Origin of the sequence: Solibacillus isronensis (assembly GCF_900168685.1) — a bacterium.
GTDB lineage: Bacteria > Bacillota > Bacilli > Bacillales_A > Planococcaceae > Solibacillus > Solibacillus isronensis_A.
The window spans coordinates 2,182,342-2,199,906 of the sequence record NZ_FVZN01000014.1 but is presented as its reverse complement, the minus strand read 5'-3'; the positions used below and the strand labels follow the sequence as shown (position 1 = coordinate 2,199,906).

General features: G+C 38.5%; 16 protein-coding genes and 1 other annotated feature. Of the genes, 11 read left to right on the top strand and 5 right to left on the bottom strand.

Annotation, left to right across the window (positions count from 1 at the left end; genetic code table 11):
* Nucleotides 1-56: 56 nt before the first annotated feature.
* Nucleotides 57-509 carry a CoxG family protein gene (locus tag B5473_RS19680; RefSeq protein ID WP_079528331.1) on the bottom strand — a complete coding sequence of 151 codons (453 nt, stop codon included), beginning with the start codon at nucleotides 507-509 and terminating at the stop codon, nucleotides 57-59.
* 277 nt (nucleotides 510-786) lie between these two features.
* Here B5473_RS19680 and argF point away from each other — a divergent pair, with 277 nt between their 5' ends.
* Nucleotides 787-1,752, top strand: a complete 966-nt coding sequence (argF, locus tag B5473_RS19675) for an ornithine carbamoyltransferase (protein ID WP_176142145.1) — start codon at nucleotides 787-789, stop codon at nucleotides 1,750-1,752.
* Between the two features lie 269 nt (nucleotides 1,753-2,021).
* Here the strand turns inward: argF and sspI are convergent, their stop codons facing one another.
* Nucleotides 2,022-2,231 carry a small acid-soluble spore protein SspI gene (gene sspI, locus B5473_RS19670; RefSeq protein ID WP_079528326.1) on the bottom strand — a complete coding sequence of 70 codons (210 nt, stop codon included), beginning with the start codon at nucleotides 2,229-2,231 and terminating at the stop codon, nucleotides 2,022-2,024.
* A 123-nt stretch (nucleotides 2,232-2,354) separates the two neighbouring features.
* Between sspI and B5473_RS19665 the strand changes: the two genes are divergently transcribed.
* From B5473_RS19665 to B5473_RS19630, 8 genes are all read left to right on the top strand, one after another.
* Complete coding sequence (locus tag B5473_RS19665) at nucleotides 2,355-3,116, top strand: TrmH family RNA methyltransferase (RefSeq protein ID WP_079528324.1); 762 nt, start codon at nucleotides 2,355-2,357, stop codon at nucleotides 3,114-3,116.
* Between the two features lie 604 nt (nucleotides 3,117-3,720).
* Nucleotides 3,721-4,608 (top strand): cytochrome aa3 quinol oxidase subunit II, encoded by an 888-nt coding sequence (qoxA, locus tag B5473_RS19660; protein ID WP_079528322.1) that lies wholly within the window; start codon nucleotides 3,721-3,723, stop codon nucleotides 4,606-4,608.
* Nucleotides 4,609-4,645: 37 nt separating this feature from the next.
* A complete protein-coding gene (gene qoxB / locus B5473_RS19655; RefSeq protein ID WP_079528320.1) occupies nucleotides 4,646-6,610 on the top strand; it encodes a cytochrome aa3 quinol oxidase subunit I in 1,965 nt (654 codons plus the stop codon).
* Nucleotides 6,610-7,209 (top strand): cytochrome aa3 quinol oxidase subunit III, encoded by a 600-nt coding sequence (gene qoxC / locus B5473_RS19650; RefSeq protein ID WP_079528318.1) that lies wholly within the window; start codon nucleotides 6,610-6,612, stop codon nucleotides 7,207-7,209. The genes qoxB and qoxC overlap by 1 nt, the downstream gene beginning before the upstream one ends.
* A 3-nt stretch (nucleotides 7,210-7,212) precedes the next feature.
* On the top strand, nucleotides 7,213-7,494 hold the full coding sequence (qoxD, locus tag B5473_RS19645) for a cytochrome aa3 quinol oxidase subunit IV (protein WP_008407695.1): 282 nt from the start codon (nucleotides 7,213-7,215) through the stop codon (nucleotides 7,492-7,494).
* Nucleotides 7,495-7,562: 68 nt separating this feature from the next.
* Nucleotides 7,563-7,791 (top strand) — a binding site (T-box leader).
* Nucleotides 7,792-8,104: 313 nt separating this feature from the next.
* Nucleotides 8,105-9,142, top strand: a complete 1,038-nt coding sequence (gene pheS, locus B5473_RS19640) for a phenylalanine--tRNA ligase subunit alpha (RefSeq protein WP_079528316.1) — start codon at nucleotides 8,105-8,107, stop codon at nucleotides 9,140-9,142.
* Between the two features lie 17 nt (nucleotides 9,143-9,159).
* Nucleotides 9,160-11,565, top strand: coding sequence for a phenylalanine--tRNA ligase subunit beta (gene pheT, locus B5473_RS19635; protein WP_079528314.1), 2,406 nt, complete (start codon nucleotides 9,160-9,162; stop codon nucleotides 11,563-11,565).
* A 124-nt stretch (nucleotides 11,566-11,689) separates the two neighbouring features.
* Nucleotides 11,690-13,020 (top strand): IS3 family transposase gene (locus tag B5473_RS19630; protein WP_439848463.1). Its coding sequence is split into 2 segments (ribosomal slippage): nucleotides 11,690-12,071 and nucleotides 12,071-13,020, totalling 1,332 coding nucleotides; the frame shifts between segments, so codons are not numbered across the junction.
* Between the two features lie 58 nt (nucleotides 13,021-13,078).
* Here B5473_RS19630 and B5473_RS19625 read toward each other — a convergent pair.
* A complete protein-coding gene (locus tag B5473_RS19625) occupies nucleotides 13,079-13,555 on the bottom strand; it encodes a nucleoside-diphosphate sugar epimerase (protein ID WP_079528312.1) in 477 nt (158 codons plus the stop codon).
* 126 nt (nucleotides 13,556-13,681) lie between these two features.
* On the opposite strand from B5473_RS19625, the gene B5473_RS19620 reads away from it, so the two are divergent.
* Nucleotides 13,682-14,221 carry a hydrolase gene (locus tag B5473_RS19620; RefSeq protein ID WP_079528310.1) on the top strand — a complete coding sequence of 180 codons (540 nt, stop codon included), beginning with the start codon at nucleotides 13,682-13,684 and terminating at the stop codon, nucleotides 14,219-14,221.
* A gap of 42 nt (nucleotides 14,222-14,263) precedes the next feature.
* Here the strand turns inward: B5473_RS19620 and B5473_RS19615 are convergent, their stop codons facing one another.
* Together B5473_RS19615 and B5473_RS19610 are read right to left on the bottom strand one after the other, a co-directional pair.
* Nucleotides 14,264-14,803, bottom strand: coding sequence for an ECF transporter S component (locus tag B5473_RS19615; RefSeq protein WP_079528308.1), 540 nt, complete (start codon nucleotides 14,801-14,803; stop codon nucleotides 14,264-14,266).
* A 225-nt stretch (nucleotides 14,804-15,028) separates the two neighbouring features.
* The gene (locus B5473_RS19610) at nucleotides 15,029-16,366 is read right to left on the bottom strand and encodes an amino acid permease (RefSeq protein WP_079528306.1); all 1,338 of its coding nucleotides are present in this window, start codon (nucleotides 16,364-16,366) and stop codon (nucleotides 15,029-15,031) included.
* A gap of 377 nt (nucleotides 16,367-16,743) precedes the next feature.
* Here B5473_RS19610 and B5473_RS19605 point away from each other — a divergent pair, with 377 nt between their 5' ends.
* Nucleotides 16,744-17,394, top strand: a complete 651-nt coding sequence (locus B5473_RS19605; RefSeq protein WP_079528304.1) for a TrkA C-terminal domain-containing protein — start codon at nucleotides 16,744-16,746, stop codon at nucleotides 17,392-17,394.
* Nucleotides 17,395-17,565: the final 171 nt, after the last annotated feature.

Here is a 17,565-nt window from a genome sequence, read left to right as displayed (position 1 = left end):
ATAATAAGCAAAAACCATTAATTTTCCGGTTATCGGGAAAGTTAATGGTTTTTTGTTTATTTTACATCATGTAGTGCAGTAAGCTTTGTTTCAATTGAGTTCGTCAAATCGGTCGTCGCTTTAGGTACGAAACTTTCCAATACAGGATTGATCATCATTCCCATAAAACCGCCGGCAGATAAATCCAGGCTTCCTGTAACCTGAGCGGATTCGTTATTGCAAGCAGCAATATTAAAATAGCCGTTACCGTCAAAATTATCGGACAATCCTTTAATGTTGAATTTTACATCAGTTGGCTCAATAGAATCCGTAATATCGACTTGAAGTGTAATCTTTTTTTTCGTGAATCCTAAATCTGCCAGTAAAGTCCAAGTGAACTGTGTATCATATTGTGCTTCATGCTCGATATAACCTGGGATTAATGGTGCCCAATTATTGTAATCCTTTAAAAAATTCCATATTACATCGTTTGATAATGGTAATTCCACTGTATGGATAGCGTTCGGCATAATCATTCCTCCTAAAAATCAATTAGCATTACAAGTAAATTATTTCCAAAAAGTAATGCTGTAAATAGTATGCTAAAAATTGAATGGGAATTCAATAAAAATTAAAAATTCTCCAATAAACAGTAATAATATCGCTTAAGTAAAATTTTTGTTTTATAAAAACGGTGTAATTATTGAATAATTAAATTAATTTAAAAAATTTATAATAATTCACTTGATTTTATAATTATTCATTTGTATAATAAAACCAACATAAAGCTCACAGAGGTGTGTAATGATGAAGTTATTAGAAGAGGTGCAATTAAAGCCCGTTGAAAGTTTACAAGGAAAAGACTTACTAACACTGCTTGACTATACGAGTGAAGAAGTAAAGCAACTGCTTGAACTTGCGACACAGTTGAAAACCATAACAAAAGCGGGCAAATGTCCACGATTATTGGAAGGTAAAACACTCGGCATGATCTTTGAGAAAAGTTCAACGCGTACACGTGTATCATTTGAAGTAGGTATGCAGCAGCTCGGGGGATATGGCATGTATATGAATGCACGTGATATGCAAATTGGCCGTGGTGAACCAATCTCCGACACAGGAAGAGTATTGTCAGGCTATTTAGATGGAATTATGATTCGTGCCAACTCTCATACGATGGTTGAAGAATTGGCTGATAATGCATCGATCCCTGTCATTAACGGGTTAACGGATCTTGATCATCCATGTCAGGCATTAGCTGATCTTGAAACAATTGCCGAAAATAAAGGGGAATTGAAAGGATTAAAAATTGCTTATATAGGTGATGGCAATAATGTGGCACATGCGCTTATTGTTGCTGCAGCACATGTTGGTATGCATGTTGCCGTTGCAACGCCACCAGGATATGAATGCGATAAACGTATTATTGAGAAAGCACAAGCGATTGCTTCTCGTAACGGCAGTACAGTTGTCGTAACGAATGACCCAGTGGCAGCTGTTACAAATGCAGATGCTGTTTATGCAGATGTTTGGACATCTATGGGGCAGGAAGAAGAGACACAAAAACGACTGAAGGATTTTGCGAAATACCAGATTAATGCTGAATTGGTTGCCCATGCAAAGCCGGATTATATGTTCCTTCATTGTTTACCGGCACATCGAGAGGAAGAAGTTGCGACGTCAGTTATTGACGGCCCAAATTCTTATATATTTGAGCAAGCAGAAAATCGCCTGCATGCACAAAAAGCAGTTTTAGTATCTTTACTGGCGTAAAACAAGCAACAGGCAGTTGGCTTTATACTACGGGTTGTAGTCGCCGCTGTGAACCATACATTATTTATGGGCAGGAAGGGCAAATAAATAATGTAGTAGTCCAACATGAATAACAACGGGAGACGCTGTGACGATTCGTGAAGAACTACAAGTGATGTCTGTATTCAAGATGGAATGCCCCATCACTACATAGAAAAAGCAATCCGGGAGACGCTGGATTGCTTTTTTGTCTGGAATCATAATTGAATGATGGGTGGTTATGCTAAATGTTAGCTGACAAATTGTTTTGCTAGTTTTTGTGAAAACTCATTTCGCTCATTTTCGCTTGCACCGTTCCACCATTTCTCCAGGAATACACCAAGGCCTGGAAGTAAATGTTCCTCGCCCCGTGCAATTGCATCATTGACGATATCCTGAAATTCAGCGGCATCTGAGCCCATTACATTGGCAGTAATTGCTTGTCGAATTTGAAAATCCATATGAAACCTCCTTTTCCCATACTTTGTTCAAAATAATAAACTTTATACATGGCATTGCATTATGGATTACAAAATAATTGTGCTAAAATATACAATCGAGTACGTAAAAAAGGACGGGAAATCATGAAAAGAATCGAATCGACACAAAATGCGCTAGTGAAGCATTGGAAAAAGCTTGTTACACAACGAAAAGAGCGTGAAAAAACAGGAGAGTATATAGTAGAAGGTTTTCATCTAGTGGAAGAAGCATTAAAACATAAAGATCAAATCGTGCAAATCATTGTGCGTGATGGTGTAGATCTACCATTACTATGGGCAATAGATGAAGTGGTATTAGTACATGTGAATGATGCAGTTTCAAAAGAAATTGCGGAAACTGAAAATTCTCAAGGGGTATTTGCTCATTGTAAGCAACGCCAAATTTCCGAAGATGAACAATTCAATTGGCGCAAAGTACTTTTAGTCGATGCGGTTCAAGATCCGGGAAATATCGGTACAATGATCCGAACTGCAGATGCAGCTGGAATTGATGCAGTTATTTTAGGGAAAGGCAGTGTCGATGCATTTAATCCGAAATCTTTGCGTTCTGCACAAGGCTCTCATTTCCATATTCCAGTCGTACGTGGCGACTTGTTGGAATGGGTGGAAAATCTGCAGGCTGATGGTGTTCGTGTATACGGCACTTCATTGGATGAATCTATTTCTTATAAAAAAGTGGAACCAAGTGATTCATTTGCTTTAATTGTGGGTAATGAAGGGAGTGGCATTAATCCGCAAATTTTGGCAAAAACAGACCAGAACATCATCATTCCTATATTTGGCGGGGCAGAATCACTGAATGTTGCGGTGGCAACAGGAATTTTATTGTATGCATTTGTAAAATAAACAGGTGAAAAGTTAAACGAGGGATTTTGTAAGTAAGTACTTATAAAATCCCATTTCTTTTAAAATATAAGGTAAAAAGTGGGAATAAAACCCATAATATGAAACAAATTGCGCTTTCTGATAAGTCGCAAAATATGAACTTTAACGAGTTCATAGAAATGTCATTTTTGAAATGAAAGCACCTTTTAGCTCGCAATTGCTTTGTTTTCCTGCATTTGTCGTCATTATTTTAAAATATTAAAAAAGAATTGCTCGAAAAATGGCAGAAATAAGGGTTTTTTCCAATTTGATGTTTTGACACTTATTTGATGTTTAACTAAAATCAAAGTAGGTTAGACAGGCGCCTTAAGTTGTCACAACAAAAAAATAAAATAATGCTTTTTAAAATAGTGTGCAAACTGTTAATTATGGGATTCAATTTAAAGGTTCTAAATGGTGATGAATTGATGGTCTGGCTATTTGCCACTATATGCATAGTGTAAATGGTAATAAGTGAAATTATTCATTCGTAGTAACACTATCGTCATTATTTTATTTTCGCTCTCACATGAAAGCGCTTAAGCAAAATCTAACAAGCTCTATTTATTTGGAAAGGAGTCCAACTATGAAAGTAAATATGAAGGGAACATTACTCTCTTTCATGGGACTAGGTGCTATCCTATTAGCAGGCTGTAACGATAAGTTAGCAGTACTTGATCCTAAAGGTCCTCAAGCTCAAAGACAAGCCGATGACACTATGTTATTAATTTACTTAATGTCAGGGATTGTTCTAACAGTATTAGCAATTTTGGTGTTTATGTTATTTAAATACCGTGCATCAAAACAAAGTCCAGATTACGAGCCACCGCATATTCATGGTCACTGGCTTGTAGAAACAATTATGATTGGTATTCCTGTAATCATCGTTATTTTCTTATCATTTGTTTCTGTTAAGAGTAACTACATTGTTGAGAATGTTCCTCAAGAATATGAAGATCAGGAACCTTTAGTTATTTATGCTTCTTCATCTAACTGGAAATGGCACTTCAGCTATCCAGAACAAGGTATTGAAACAGTAAACTACCTATACATTCCTGCTGGACGTTCAATTGAATTCAAACTTTATTCTTACGGTCCAATTACAAGTTTCTGGATTCCACAACTTGGTGGTCAGAAATACGCAATGGCAGACATGGTAACAACATTACACTTAGCTGCTGACAACCCAGGCGAATTCTGGGGACGTAACGCGAACTTCTCAGGTCGTGGTACAGCAGAAAACATTTTTGATGTAACAGCATTAACTCAAACTGAATTTGATGAATGGGTAACAGAAGTTCATGAAACGGCTGCTCCATTAACAGAAGAAAAGTTTGACGAATTATTAGAGCCAGGTCATCTTGGTAAACAAACTTATACTGGTACACATCTAGAGTTCTCACCAGCTCCGGAACATAACCATGAATCTTCAGAAGAAGACCAAGAAGATGAAGAGGATCATTCTTCACACTAATTTTTGAAAGTAACAACTTTTCGAAAGGAGTACTACTATGTCGGAATTCTTTGCACAGTTTGCAGTTCCACACCCAAGCACATTAATTTATATCGCAATGGCTTCTATAGTTTTAGGGTCAATCGCGTTAGTAGCAATCGTTACTTATTTTAAATTGTGGGGCTACTTATGGCGTGAATGGATTACAACTGTTGACCATAAAAAAATTGGTATCATGTATTTAATCACCGCTTTAGTTATGCTTTTCCGCGGCGGTGTCGATGCCGTAATGATGCGTTTACAATTAGCTGTTCCAGAGAACGGTTTCTTAGACGCTCAGCACTATAACGAAGTATTTACAACTCACGGAGTAGTCATGATTTTATTCATGGCGATGCCATTCATTACATTCTTCTTTAACTTTTTAGTACCTTTACAAATCGGGGCACGTGACGTAGCGTTCCCACGTTTAAACAACTTGGCATTCTGGTTATTCTTCATGGGTATGGGATTATTCAATATCTCATTCATCGTTGGTGGATCTCCTGATGCTGGATGGACTTCTTATTTCCCGTTAGCGGATAATGAGTTCAGTACATCGGTTGGTACAAACTATTACATGCTATCACTGCAAATTGCAGGTCTTGGTACGTTAATGACAGGTATTAACTTCATTACGACAATCTTTAAGATGCGTGCACCAGGTATGACATTATTCAAAATGCCAATGTTCACTTGGTCAGCACTTATTGCAAACTTAATTATCGTATTCGCGTTCCCAGTATTAACAGTAGCATTAGCTATGGGTACATTGGACCGTCTATGGGATACTAAATTCTTTGCTATCGGCGACGGTGGTATGGACATGCTTTGGGCCAACCTATTCTGGGTTTGGGGTCACCCTGAAGTATATATCTTAATTTTACCGGCATTCGGTATTTTCTCTGAAGTTATTTCTACATTCGCACGTCGTAACTTATATGGTTACACGTCAATGGTATGGTCAATGATTTTAATTTCAGTATTCTCGTTCGCTGTATGGACTCACCACTTCTTTACAATGGGGCAAGGTGCATTCACGAACTCGATCTTCTCGATCACAACAATGGCAATTGCAATCCCGACAGGGGTTAAGATTTTCAACTGGTTATTCACACTTTATAAAGGGAAAATTGTTATTACAACACCAATGTTGTATGCATTACACTTCATTCCTTTATTTACACTTGGTGGTGTAACAGGGGTTATGCTTGCGATGTCAGCAGCTGACTACCAATACCACAACACAATGTTCTTAGTAGCCCACTTCCATAACGTAATCATCCCTGGTGTTGTTTACGCGATGTTAGCTGGTTTAACGTTCTACTGGCCAAAAATGTTCGGTTTCATGTTAAACGAACGTATTGGTAAAGCAACAGTTTGGGTAATGTCATTCGGTTTCGTACTTGCATTCATCCCAATGTATATCACTGGTTTAGATGGTCAAGCTCGTCGTATGTACACTTTCTCTGAAGCTTCAGGTTTCAGTACATTAAACATGGTATCGTTCGTAGGTGCCGGAATTATGTCTGTTTCTTTCATCATGTTAGTATGGAACATTTGGTACAGTTTCAAAAACTCTCCACGCGACATCGGTTCAGATCCATGGGATGCACGTGGTCTTGAGTGGGCGACACATACGCCAATTCCACACTATAACTTTGCAATTACTCCAGACGTAACTGATTCAACTTCAGAAGCATTCTGGGATTCTAAGAAAAATGGCACGAAGTTATTCAAAGGTGAAATTCAAGATATTCACATGCCAAATAACTCAGGTCAAACATTTATTTTATCAATCTTCTTCTTCATCGGTGGTTTCGCTCTAGTATTCAGTATGTTTACTTTAGCTATCATCAGCTTAATCGGTATTTTAGCTTGTATGGGTTACCGTTCTCTAGAAGACGACCATGGCTACCATATCCATAAAGAAGAGGTTGAATTAATCGAGAAAAAATATGAAAAAGAAGGAGGTGCGAAATAATGGGTAAAGTTAATAACAATGTTCCATTGGAATATTCAACAGAGGAAAATAACCTGAAAATCTTCGGATTCTGGACTTTCCTAGGTGCGGAAATTATGTTATTCGGTACATTATTCGCATCATACTTTGTTCTATCTGGTCGTACAGGTGATGGCCCGACTCCAGCTGAGATTTTTGAAATCGGTCCAGTATTGGCAGAGACATTCATTCTTTTAACATCAAGTTTTACAATCGGTTTAGCCATTCATGCGATGCGTCTTGGCAGTAAAAAAGCGACATTGTCATTTATGGGTATTACATTATTACTTGGTGCAGCGTTCATTTCTGTAGAAGTATATGAATTTATACACTATGTACATGTTGGTGCAGGTATTACGACTAGTGCCTTCACATCTGCTTTATTAACAACGTTAGGAACTCACGGTCTTCACGTAACGTTCGGTTTATTCTGGGGAATCTTCATTATGATCCAAATCGCTAAACGTGGACTTAACTCAGTAACAGCAGGGAAAACATTTATCTTCTCACTATACTGGCACTTCCTGGATGTTGTTTGGATCTTCATCTTCAGTTTCATTTACTTGAAAGGAATGATGTAATCTATGGCTAAGTTCTTTCCAATCGGCCAAATTATGGGCTTCGTATTTTCACTGATTTTAACAGTGATTGCAATGCTTGTTTACTTCACAGATATGTCATTCACAACTGGAATGGTTATCCTGTTAGTAACAGCATTCATTCAAGCAGGTTTACAGTTTATTGTTTTCATGCACGCTGGTGAAACAAATGACAAGTGGGCTATCTACTCGAACATCGTATACGGCATCGGTTTAGTAGTATTGACTGTTTTAGGTTCATTATTAATCCTTCTTTGGGATATGTAATGATGAAAAGCACTCCAACTAGTTGATAAATGTACGAAAATACATTAAACTAGTTGGAGAATATATTACGAAATGCGTTGACCGGGAAGAGTAGGTATACAACATTTGTTTTAGGGAATGCAAGCCAATGACTGAAAGCTTGCTAACAAATTGTATAGTGAAGTTCACCCCGCGAGCAGCATCCGGGATCCACTTGTGGTGAAAGGATTGCCGGCTAGACATAGTCGTTAGCTCCAATGAAGTGATTGCTTATGCAATAACTAGGGTGGTACCGCGAAACTCGTCCTCGTCCCTTTCTTAGGGGACGAGGATTTTTTATTTTCAAAAATGGTGATGATTAGTGTGTATTTATGAGTTTGTAAAAGCCAATATTAGTTGCTTGGAGTGTAGGGCGATGAGTGTTCGTGCTGACGGTTTCACCTTTCGCACTGATAAAACATTAGCTGAAGGCTAACGCCTTTCGCTACATGCAGAGCATCCTGCGGGAAAAGCACGACGCTCGAGATTACAGGCTCGAGCTATGCCCGCGGAAAGCATTCGCCCGGAACGGAAAGCAACGGGTTCAGAACAGGCACTATGACACTGGATTTTATTAAGGAGGACTTTGTAAATGGAACAACAATTAAAGCAATTGGAACAAGAAGCATTAGCCAAAATTGCCGATGCAGCTGACTTGAAAGCATTAAACGAAGTTCGTGTTGCGTACTTAGGTAAAAAAGGACCAATCACGGACTTATTAAAAGGAATGGGGAAACTTTCTGCAGAAGAACGCCCGAAAATGGGTGCCCTAGTTAACACTGTGCGTGAAAACGTAACAGCTGAACTTGAAAAGAAGGTTGCTGTATTAGAAGAAGCAGCAATTTTAGCACAGCTTGAAAACGAATCAATCGATGTCACGTTACCAGGCGCTAAAGTACGTGCAGGAAACCGTCACCTGTTAACACGTGTAATCGAAGAAATCGAAGACCTGTTTTTAGGAATGGGCTACGAAATCGTAGAAGGACCTGAAGTAGAAAAAGACTACTATAACTTTGAAGCAATGAACTTGCCTAAAGGTCACCCGGCTCGTGATATGCAGGATTCATTCTATATTTCAGAAGAAACATTACTGCGTACGCATACTTCACCAGTTCAGGCACGTACAATGGAAGCCAAAAAAGGCGAACCAATTCGTGTAATTTGCCCAGGTAAAGTATTCCGACGTGACACAGACGATGCAACACATTCACACCAATTCATGCAAATTGAAGGCCTTGTGATCGGTGAAAACATCCGCATGTCTGACTTAAAAGGAACTCTTGATGCATTAGCGAAGAAAATGTTTGGAGCAGAACGCGAAATCCGTCTTCGTCCATCATTCTTCCCATTCACAGAGCCATCTGTAGAAGTAGACGTTTCTTGTCATAAATGTTCAGGAAAAGGCTGTAATGTATGTAAACAAACTGGCTGGATCGAAATCTTAGGTGCCGGAATGGTACACCCGAACGTACTTGAAATGGCTGGCTACGATTCAACTAAGCTTTCAGGATTTGCTTTCGGTATCGGTGCAGAACGTATCGCAATGTTAAAATACGGTGTGGATGATATTCGTCATTTCTATACAAATGACACACGCTTCTTATCACAATTCCACCAGGCAGAAGTGTAAGAAGGAGGACAATATAAATGTTAGTTTCATTAAAATGGTTAAGTAAATATGTAGACATTTCTTCTTTAGAAGCAAATGAATTAGCAGAAAAAATTACGCGTGCGGGGATTGAAGTTGATGCAGTAATTGACCGTTCACTAGGCATGTCAAATGTTGTTGTTGGTCATGTTGTATCAAAAGAAAAACATCCGGAAGCAGATAAATTAAATGTGTGTCAAGTGGATGTTGGAGAAGAAGAGCTTCAACAAATCGTGTGTGGTGCTCCAAACGTTGATGCTGGTCAGAAAGTCATTGTTGCGCGTCCAGGGGCAAAATTGCCAGGCGGCATTAAAATTAAAAAAGCGAAGTTACGCGGACAAGAATCAAACGGAATGATTTGTTCACTTCAAGAGTTAGGCATTGAAGGCCGACTTGTGCCAAAAGCTTATGCGGATGGGATTTATGTATTACCTGCCGATTCTACTCCAGGTGCAGATGCATTAGAAGTTTTAGGCCTACGTGATACAGTACTTGAACTTGGTTTAACACCAAACCGTTCGGATGCAATGAGTATGCTTGGTGTTGCTTATGAAGTAGCTGCGATTTTATCCCAAGATGTAAAATTACCGGAAATCGATTATACAGCTTCAGCTGAAAAAGCGGAAGATGTTTTAAAATTAACGGTAGAAGATAAAGAAGCCAACCCGATGTATGCAGCAAAAGTTGTAAAAAACATTGAAGTAAAAGAATCTCCATTATGGCTGCAGCATGCGCTTATGTCTGCAGGAGTACGACCACATAATAACGTAGTTGATATTACAAACTACGTATTAATGGAATACGGTCAACCATTACATGCATTTGACTATGATAAATTGGCAACTGGTGAAATCGTGACGCGTATGGCTCGCGATGGCGAAGTGATGACAACGCTAGATGATCAGGAACGTAAATTGGCTGGCCATAATCTTGTCATTACAAATGGCCAAGAAGCTGAAGCGGTTGCAGGTGTTATGGGCGGTGCTAAATCAGAAGTATCAAATACTACAACGACAGTAGTAATCGAATCTGCATACTTCAATCCGGCTTCTGTACGCCGTACTTCAAAAGAAATCGGCTTACGTTCGGATTCTTCAGCGCGTTTTGAAAAAGGTGTTGATCCTAATCGTGTCCTTCCTGCAGCAGAACGTGCAGCACAATTACTTGCTGAATTAGCAGGCGGGGAAGTACTTGAAGGTACAGTGCTAGTTGATGAACTTGATAAGTCACCTGCTCGTGTTGTTGTATCACCTGACTTTATTAACGGCCGTTTAGGTATGAAGATTTCTTTAGAGGATATGCTGTCTATTTTAGAGCGTTTAAAATTTGATGTGGAAGCAGCAAATGGCTTATTAATCATTGATGCTCCGACGCGTCGTCAAGATATTAAAATTCCGGAAGATATCGTTGAAGAAATTGCACGTATGTATGGCTATGATGAGATTCCTGTAAGCTTACCTGCGAGTGATCAAGTTGGCCGCTTAACGCCATATCAAGCAGGACGCCGTATTGTACGCAATGTTATGGAAGGTGCCGGTCTTTATCAAGCGGTAACTTATTCATTAACTTCAGCAGCGCACGCTCAAAAGTTTGCATTAATAGCTGAAGAGACGACAAAATTATTGATGCCTATGTCTGAAGAACGCTCAACATTACGCCAAAGCTTAATTCCTCACTTAGTAGAGGCAGCAAGCTATAACGTAGCCCGTCAAGCGGAAACAGTAGCATTATATGAAATTGGTTCAGTATTCCTTGGACAAACTGCTGAAGAGCTACCGTTTGAAGAAGAGCACTTAGCGCTTGTGTTAACAGGTAAATGGATTGATAATACATGGCAGGGCGAAAAGAAAAATGTTGATTTCTTCGTTGCAAAAGGTATTGTAGAAGCGGTATTTGCAAAATTAGGCTTAACATCTCGTGTTAGCTATGTAAAAGCGCAAGTAGACGGCTTACATCCTGGTCGTACAGCTGATGTATTATTAGATGGCGAAAAAGTGGGTGTCATTGCCCAGCTTCATCCGCAAGAACAAAAAGCATTTGATGTAAAAGAAACTTATGTAGCTGAATTGAACTTGAATGCTATTTTAAGTGCAACACAAGAAGAGCTTGTTTATTCAATGATTCCGCGCTTCCCGGCAATGAGTCGTGATATCGCATTAGAATTGGATGTAGCAGCTCCAGCTGGTGAAATAGTAAGTATTATTAAAGGTGCAGGAACTTCTTTATTGAAAGAAGTAAAAGTATTTGATGTTTATGCAGGGGAGAAAATGACGGCTGGTAAAAAATCAGTAGCCTTCTCATTAACTTATTTCGACCCAGAGCGTACATTAACAGACGAAGAAGTAGTCGCAGCGCACAATAAAGTATTAAAAGCATTAGCAGCAGCTGGTGCAGAAGTACGCTAATTAACAATAACAAAACCCGAATGGTTCAATAAAATGTACCCTATAAGATAGACACTTTGAAAAAAGCCTATCTTGTAGGGTATTTTTATTTATAATAAGAAAAAAGATACTGGAGCGGAATTGAATGACAAAAATCTACTTCACAGAGAAACAACAAGCACAATTAAAATGTAATCCGAATGTACAGGCCGTCAGTGACAAGGCCATTACCTATACAGATGAATTTAAGCGTCATTTTATTGCAGAAAATGAAAAGGGGAAATTACCAAGAGCCATTTTTGAAGAAGCGGGATTGGACGTTGAATTAATCGGTTTGGAGCGTGTTCGTTCTTCCGCAAAACGCTGGCAAGCAGCTTACCGAAAAGCCGGAATAAATGGTTTACAGGATACACGTAAAACGAATTCGGGACGCCAACTTGAACGTGAATTAAGCCTTGAAGAAAAATATGCACGTTTAGAAGCGAAAACGCGATTACTTGAGGCAGAGAATGAACTACTAAAAAAGCTGGATCTACTCGAAAGGCAGATGTTGAAGAAGAAATCACAATTGAAGCGAAAATAAAATTTGAATTAATTCAAGGAGCCATCGAAAAGTATAAATTGAAGCGCATGGTGAGCTACTTATGTGAAATGATGGGTGTTTCCCGTTCGGGTTATTACAATTATTTTGATGAACAATCCGCCCAAAACCGGGCAACCCAAGATGCGGCAGATGAAGTAGTGAAAGAAATCATTTTAAAGGCCTATCATTTCCGAGGACGCAAAAAGGGAGCGCGCCAAATCAAAATGACACTTCAAAATCAATATAGTATCACCTACAACCTAAAACGAATTCGTCGCATTATGAAAAAGTATGATATTGTTTGTCCCATTCGAAAAGCGAATCCTTATCGACGTATGGTAAAAGCAACGAAAGAACACCGTACATGCCCAAACGACTTAAAACGGAATTTCAAACAAGGTGTAGTAGGAAAAGTGTTATTAACAGATATCACGTATTTGACGTATCGAAACGGAAAACGCGCTTATTTATCCACGATTAAAGACGCTGAAACGAACGAAATTTTAGCGTATGAAGTATCAAATTCCTTATCGTTGGATATCGCCCTCGATACATTAAAGAAATTGAAAAAACACAAGCATTTAGTGAAAGATGCCTTTATCCATTCGGATCAGGGCTTTCATTATACAAGCCCGATCTATCAAGCATTGGTGAAGCGATTGGGCTTAGGTCAGTCCATGTCACGGCGTGGGAACTGTTGGGATAATGCGCCCCAGGAATCATTCTTCGGGCATTTTAAAGATGAAGCCAATCTAAAAGAGTGTGAGACGTTAGAAGAAGTAAAACGAGAGATAAAGAGTTATATGACGTATTACAATTATTATCGAGGCCAGTGGAATTTAAAAAAACTGCCGCCTGTAAAATACAGACAGCAGCTTCAACAAGTTGCCTAGGCTTTTTCAAAATGTCCTTTACAAAGGGTACACTTTACAATGACCATTCGGGTTTTTGTTATTGCGGAGATTGTTTGGCAGGCTTGACCATTCCTGTAACAGCACCGACTATAGCACTTAATGTATGGACAATTCCAAACGTATAAAAGTTAAGAAAAACGTGATTCGTATACTCGTTTAATAGGGGGAAACGATAGATTGTGGAACCGGGTGTCTTCGTATCACCACCGAGGGATGCATACACATTGTTTGAAAAATCAATGGAATAATAGATGAACGCCACTAACAGTGCAACTCCAAATATTAAATAAATTATACGCATAAGTTGATCTTTTGCATTTCTAGCACTTTCCGTAAAGAAGCGAAACGTTATAAATAAACTAAGTATAATGAATGGTGCAACTAGTGCTAAACCTAGTGCGCCAAGATTTCCTCCATTTGCAACATCGTCCGGTTTTACCGTAAAAAAGTTCTGAATGATTAAGACTCCAAATAAACTGATGCCCATACTTATGAGCCAACTAAGACGCAACATGTAAATCCTCCATTTCTCTTTTCACTATACATTGTCATGCATTTCGTTTCAATGGAGGATCTACTATTCATTTAGTGGAAAAGTTCAGTATAATAGAGAAGAATGCAACTTAGGGGAGGTATATTCATGTTAAAAAAAGAAGAAGCAGTATTAGTACTGATTGATATTCAGGGGAAACTGGCGCAGGTTGTTGAGGAAAGTGCACTCGTTGTAGGTAATATCGCCACAATGGTACAAGGGGCAAAATTACTGGAATTACCTATATTATGGCTTGAGCAATATCCGAAAGGGCTTGGTCCTACAGATGAGCGAGTTGCAGAGCATTTAACAGATGAAAAACCGATTGAAAAAATTACATTCAGCGCTTATGATACTGAGGAATTTGTACAAGCATTACAGCAAACAGGACGCAAAAAGATTTTATTGGCCGGAATTGAAGCGCATATTTGTGTATATCAAACAGCTGCTCAATTACTGGAAAACGGTTATGAAGTCGAAGTGCTGGCAGACTGTGTGTCTTCACGAACAGCAAGTAACCGTGAAGTAGGCATCCAAAAAATGATGCATCTTGGTGCTCAAGTAACTAGTGTAGAAATGGCATTATTCGAAATGCAGCAAGTAGCAAAAGGCGATATATTTAAAGCAATCAGTAAGTTGGTAAAATAAAATCAGATTGGTTAGCGACAATAGAGCGCTAACCAATTTTTTTTATTTGAAAAGAGGCAGTTTCTTTAAAGCGATACATACAGGTAGTGCAATAAGAAGACCTACTGCGTTTTGAACGAGGTTTCCTGGTATTGAAGCCAGTGGAATGACCCAGTTTCCATAGAGAACACGTTCACAAATATAATAACCGCCAAGCATAAATGGAATTGAGATAACGATAGCCGCAAAGTTGTAAATAATGCTTCCGCCATTTTTTCCGTGCATTGTAGCGATTTTACCAACAATATAGCCTTGCAGACCCCGTGTAATGAATGTAAATGGTGCCCATAATGTCCAGCCAGATAAAATATCAAACAGTGCCATACCGAATGCTCCGGCCATTGCGCCCTTCTTTGGACCAAATAAGATTGCGATAATAAAAAGCATGGCAGAACCTAAATGAACGAGCCCCCCATTTGCAGCAATCGGCAAACGGATATTAATAAAAAATGTGGCTACGAATACGAGTGAAATAAGAAGGCTTGTAATAATTAAATCTTTTGTTTTCTCTGATGAAGTAGTGATTGATCTTGACGATTCCATAATAATTGACGCTCCCTTGCTTGAAATTAACTCTCATATTAGCAATTCGTTGGCATCTGTAAAAGGTTCAAAAACAAACAATTTAATAAGGTCAGAAAATTTGCAGATTGCTTCTCTCAAATACGATGCGGAATTTCTCAAAAAAAAAATATAATCGCAGCAAATTACGGGAACTAATTTGCTGCGCTTTTTATATAGAGCGGTTATTGTACCAGCTCTGTTCTACTATTTAGATTTAGAATTCATCATAGAATGTTTTTTTCCATATGTGAAATAAACAATTATACCGATAATAAACCAGATTCCACAAGCGATCCATGTGTGCAAGGAAAGTTGGGTAATCAGAAAAATACATAAAATAAATGATAAGATTGGTAAAATGGGATAAAACGGTACTTTGAATCGATCTTGCGGCAAGTCTTTATTTTTACGCAAATATAAAATGCCGGCAGAAACGAAAATAAATGCAACCAGTGTACCCATATTTACTAGTTCCGCTAACAAATCCAATGGAACAAATCCCGCAAAAAATGAAATAATTACTGTAAACAGCCACGTATTTTTAGCAGGCATTTTGCGTTTTTCACTTAATTGTGCCAGCATTTTTGGCATTAAGCCATCACGGGCAAATGCCATCAACAATCGTGTCCCGCCGTACATCATGACTAATATAACGGTCATCATGCCTATGACAGCACCGAGTGAAATAATTCCCGCTGCCCGTTCCTGATCGATTACTTGCATCGCATAAGATACAGGATCGGTTACATTCAGGTCTGTATATGGAACAATCCCTGTCAGTACAAGTGAAACTACAATATATAGTACTGTACAGACAAGCAGGGAACCGATAATTCCGATTGGCATATTGCGCTGTGGATTTTTTACTTCCGCGGCAGCAGAAGATACGGCATCAAACCCTAAGTAAGCAAAAAATACGAGCGCGGCACCTGTGAAAACACCGCTCATTCCAAATGGCAGGAAAGGTGTCCAGTTATCCGGTTCCACATAAAAAACACCTACTACAATGAACAATAAAATAACGCCAAGTTTAATTGCGACCAATAATGCATTGAAACGTGTCGATTCTTTCATTCCCAATGACAGTAAAGCACCTATCGCAAAGATAATACATATCGCAGGCAAGTTAATATAAGTACCATTTTCAGGACTGAATGCTCCTGTCAAAGCTACCGGTAAATGGATACTCAACCCTTCCAGCAGTGAAACGAAATAACCTGACCAGCCTGTTGCTACGGCAGCTGTTGCGAGACCGTATTCCAATAATAATGCCCAGCCGACAAGCCATGCTATGATTTCTCCAAAAACGATATAGCTATATGAATAGGCACTACCTGCAACGGGTACAGTAGAAGAAAATTCAGAATAGCATAGTGCTGCTAATGCACAAACGACTGCAGCAATCGTAAAGGAGAAGACAATTCCGGGTCCTGCATGAAGCGCAGAGACCGTCCCCGGTAAAATGAAAATGCCTGTACCGACAATGGCACCGACACCTAACATAATTAAATCAAAAGGACCCATTGTTTTAGGTAACTGCATGTTTCCACTTTTAAGTAAAAGGTCATTGATTGGTTTTTTTTCTAAATAATTTTTCCATTTTTACACCTATTTCTAATTTACAATAATCAAAATTTTATCATCATTTTTCTGAGTAATAAACAAGTTTATTGAGTTAAAGTGCTAAAGTGTTAGTTTTGTCGAAAAAATAATAAATAACTCGAATAAAAAAGATAATAATGTTATTGTTAGTATTTAACAGAAAATAATACCTAAATTTTATTTCAGTTTATTAAAGGAAACTGTATAAAATCAGCGAACTATTTGTTGTTTTTATAAAAAGGTATATAATTTCGATATAGTATAAATATAGGAATTTTGCTTATGCATACTGAACACAGCACAAAGGAGTGCAAATAATGGAGAAGAAAATCCAAATTAAGCAGCCTAAATATCAAGTAATCGCAGAAGATATTGCCGCTAAAATTGTTGAAAAAAAATATGTTGTCGGGGAAAAGATTTATGCCCGTTCATCGCTGGCATCTCAATACAGTGTTTCATCGGAAACCGCGAGACGAGCGATTGCCGTTCTGCAGGATCTAAATATAGTAGAAGCGACAAAGGGGAGCGGTGTTGTCATCGTTTCCTATGAAAACGCGGCTAAATACATTCAACGGTTAACAGGTGTTAAATCGATAAGAGATTTACAAAAACAATTAACCGACAGTATTGAACGCCAAATTGATGAGTTGCATCATTTCCAGGATACCTTAGGAGAAATGGTCAACCGGACAAGCCGCTATCAATCGATAAACCCGTTTGTACCTTTTCAAATCGATATTACTGAAAATTGTCCATTCCTATCAAAAAATGTTGGCGAGATCAATTTCTGGCAGGAAACGGGTGCTACAATAATTGGCATCAAAAAAGATCATGAGCTAATTGTTTCGCCAGGTCCATACGCAACGCTCTCTGCCGGAGATACATTATTTTTTATTGGTAAAGAAGAATGTTATTCGAATGTAAAACACTTTTTACAGCTAGAAAGTAACAACTTTCGATCAGAATAGATAAAGGTCGTCAAATTTATAACAAAAACAAACTACTCCTTCATTGTATTTCGGGAGTAGTTTTTTCTGTTTAAAGGACTTTATTTCTAGATAGAGGAGCAAAAAAATCAATTCTTATTTGACAATAGTAACAACGTCTATTAATATAAAAGTTGTTGCTTTTAACAACTC

Coding starts and splice junctions, on each gene's coding strand:
- argF (WP_176142145.1), top strand. CDS start 787: ATGAAGTTATTAGAAGAGGTGCAATTAAAGCCCGTTGAAAGTTTACAA.
- qoxB (WP_079528320.1), top strand. CDS start 4,646: ATGTCGGAATTCTTTGCACAGTTTGCAGTTCCACACCCAAGCACATTA.
- qoxA (WP_079528322.1), top strand. CDS start 3,721: ATGAAAGTAAATATGAAGGGAACATTACTCTCTTTCATGGGACTAGGT.
- qoxC (WP_079528318.1), top strand. CDS start 6,610: ATGGGTAAAGTTAATAACAATGTTCCATTGGAATATTCAACAGAGGAA.
- B5473_RS19615 (WP_079528308.1), bottom strand. CDS start 14,803: ATGGAATCGTCAAGATCAATCACTACTTCATCAGAGAAAACAAAAGAT.
- B5473_RS19625 (WP_079528312.1), bottom strand. CDS start 13,555: ATGTTGCGTCTTAGTTGGCTCATAAGTATGGGCATCAGTTTATTTGGA.
- B5473_RS19665 (WP_079528324.1), top strand. CDS start 2,355: ATGAAAAGAATCGAATCGACACAAAATGCGCTAGTGAAGCATTGGAAA.
- B5473_RS19610 (WP_079528306.1), bottom strand. CDS start 16,366: ATGCAGTTACCTAAAACAATGGGTCCTTTTGATTTAATTATGTTAGGT.
- B5473_RS19620 (WP_079528310.1), top strand. CDS start 13,682: ATGTTAAAAAAAGAAGAAGCAGTATTAGTACTGATTGATATTCAGGGG.
- pheT (WP_079528314.1), top strand. CDS start 9,160: ATGTTAGTTTCATTAAAATGGTTAAGTAAATATGTAGACATTTCTTCT.
- B5473_RS19680 (WP_079528331.1), bottom strand. CDS start 509: ATGCCGAACGCTATCCATACAGTGGAATTACCATTATCAAACGATGTA.
- pheS (WP_079528316.1), top strand. CDS start 8,105: ATGGAACAACAATTAAAGCAATTGGAACAAGAAGCATTAGCCAAAATT.
- sspI (WP_079528326.1), bottom strand. CDS start 2,231: ATGGATTTTCAAATTCGACAAGCAATTACTGCCAATGTAATGGGCTCA.
- qoxD (WP_008407695.1), top strand. CDS start 7,213: ATGGCTAAGTTCTTTCCAATCGGCCAAATTATGGGCTTCGTATTTTCA.
- B5473_RS19605 (WP_079528304.1), top strand. CDS start 16,744: ATGGAGAAGAAAATCCAAATTAAGCAGCCTAAATATCAAGTAATCGCA.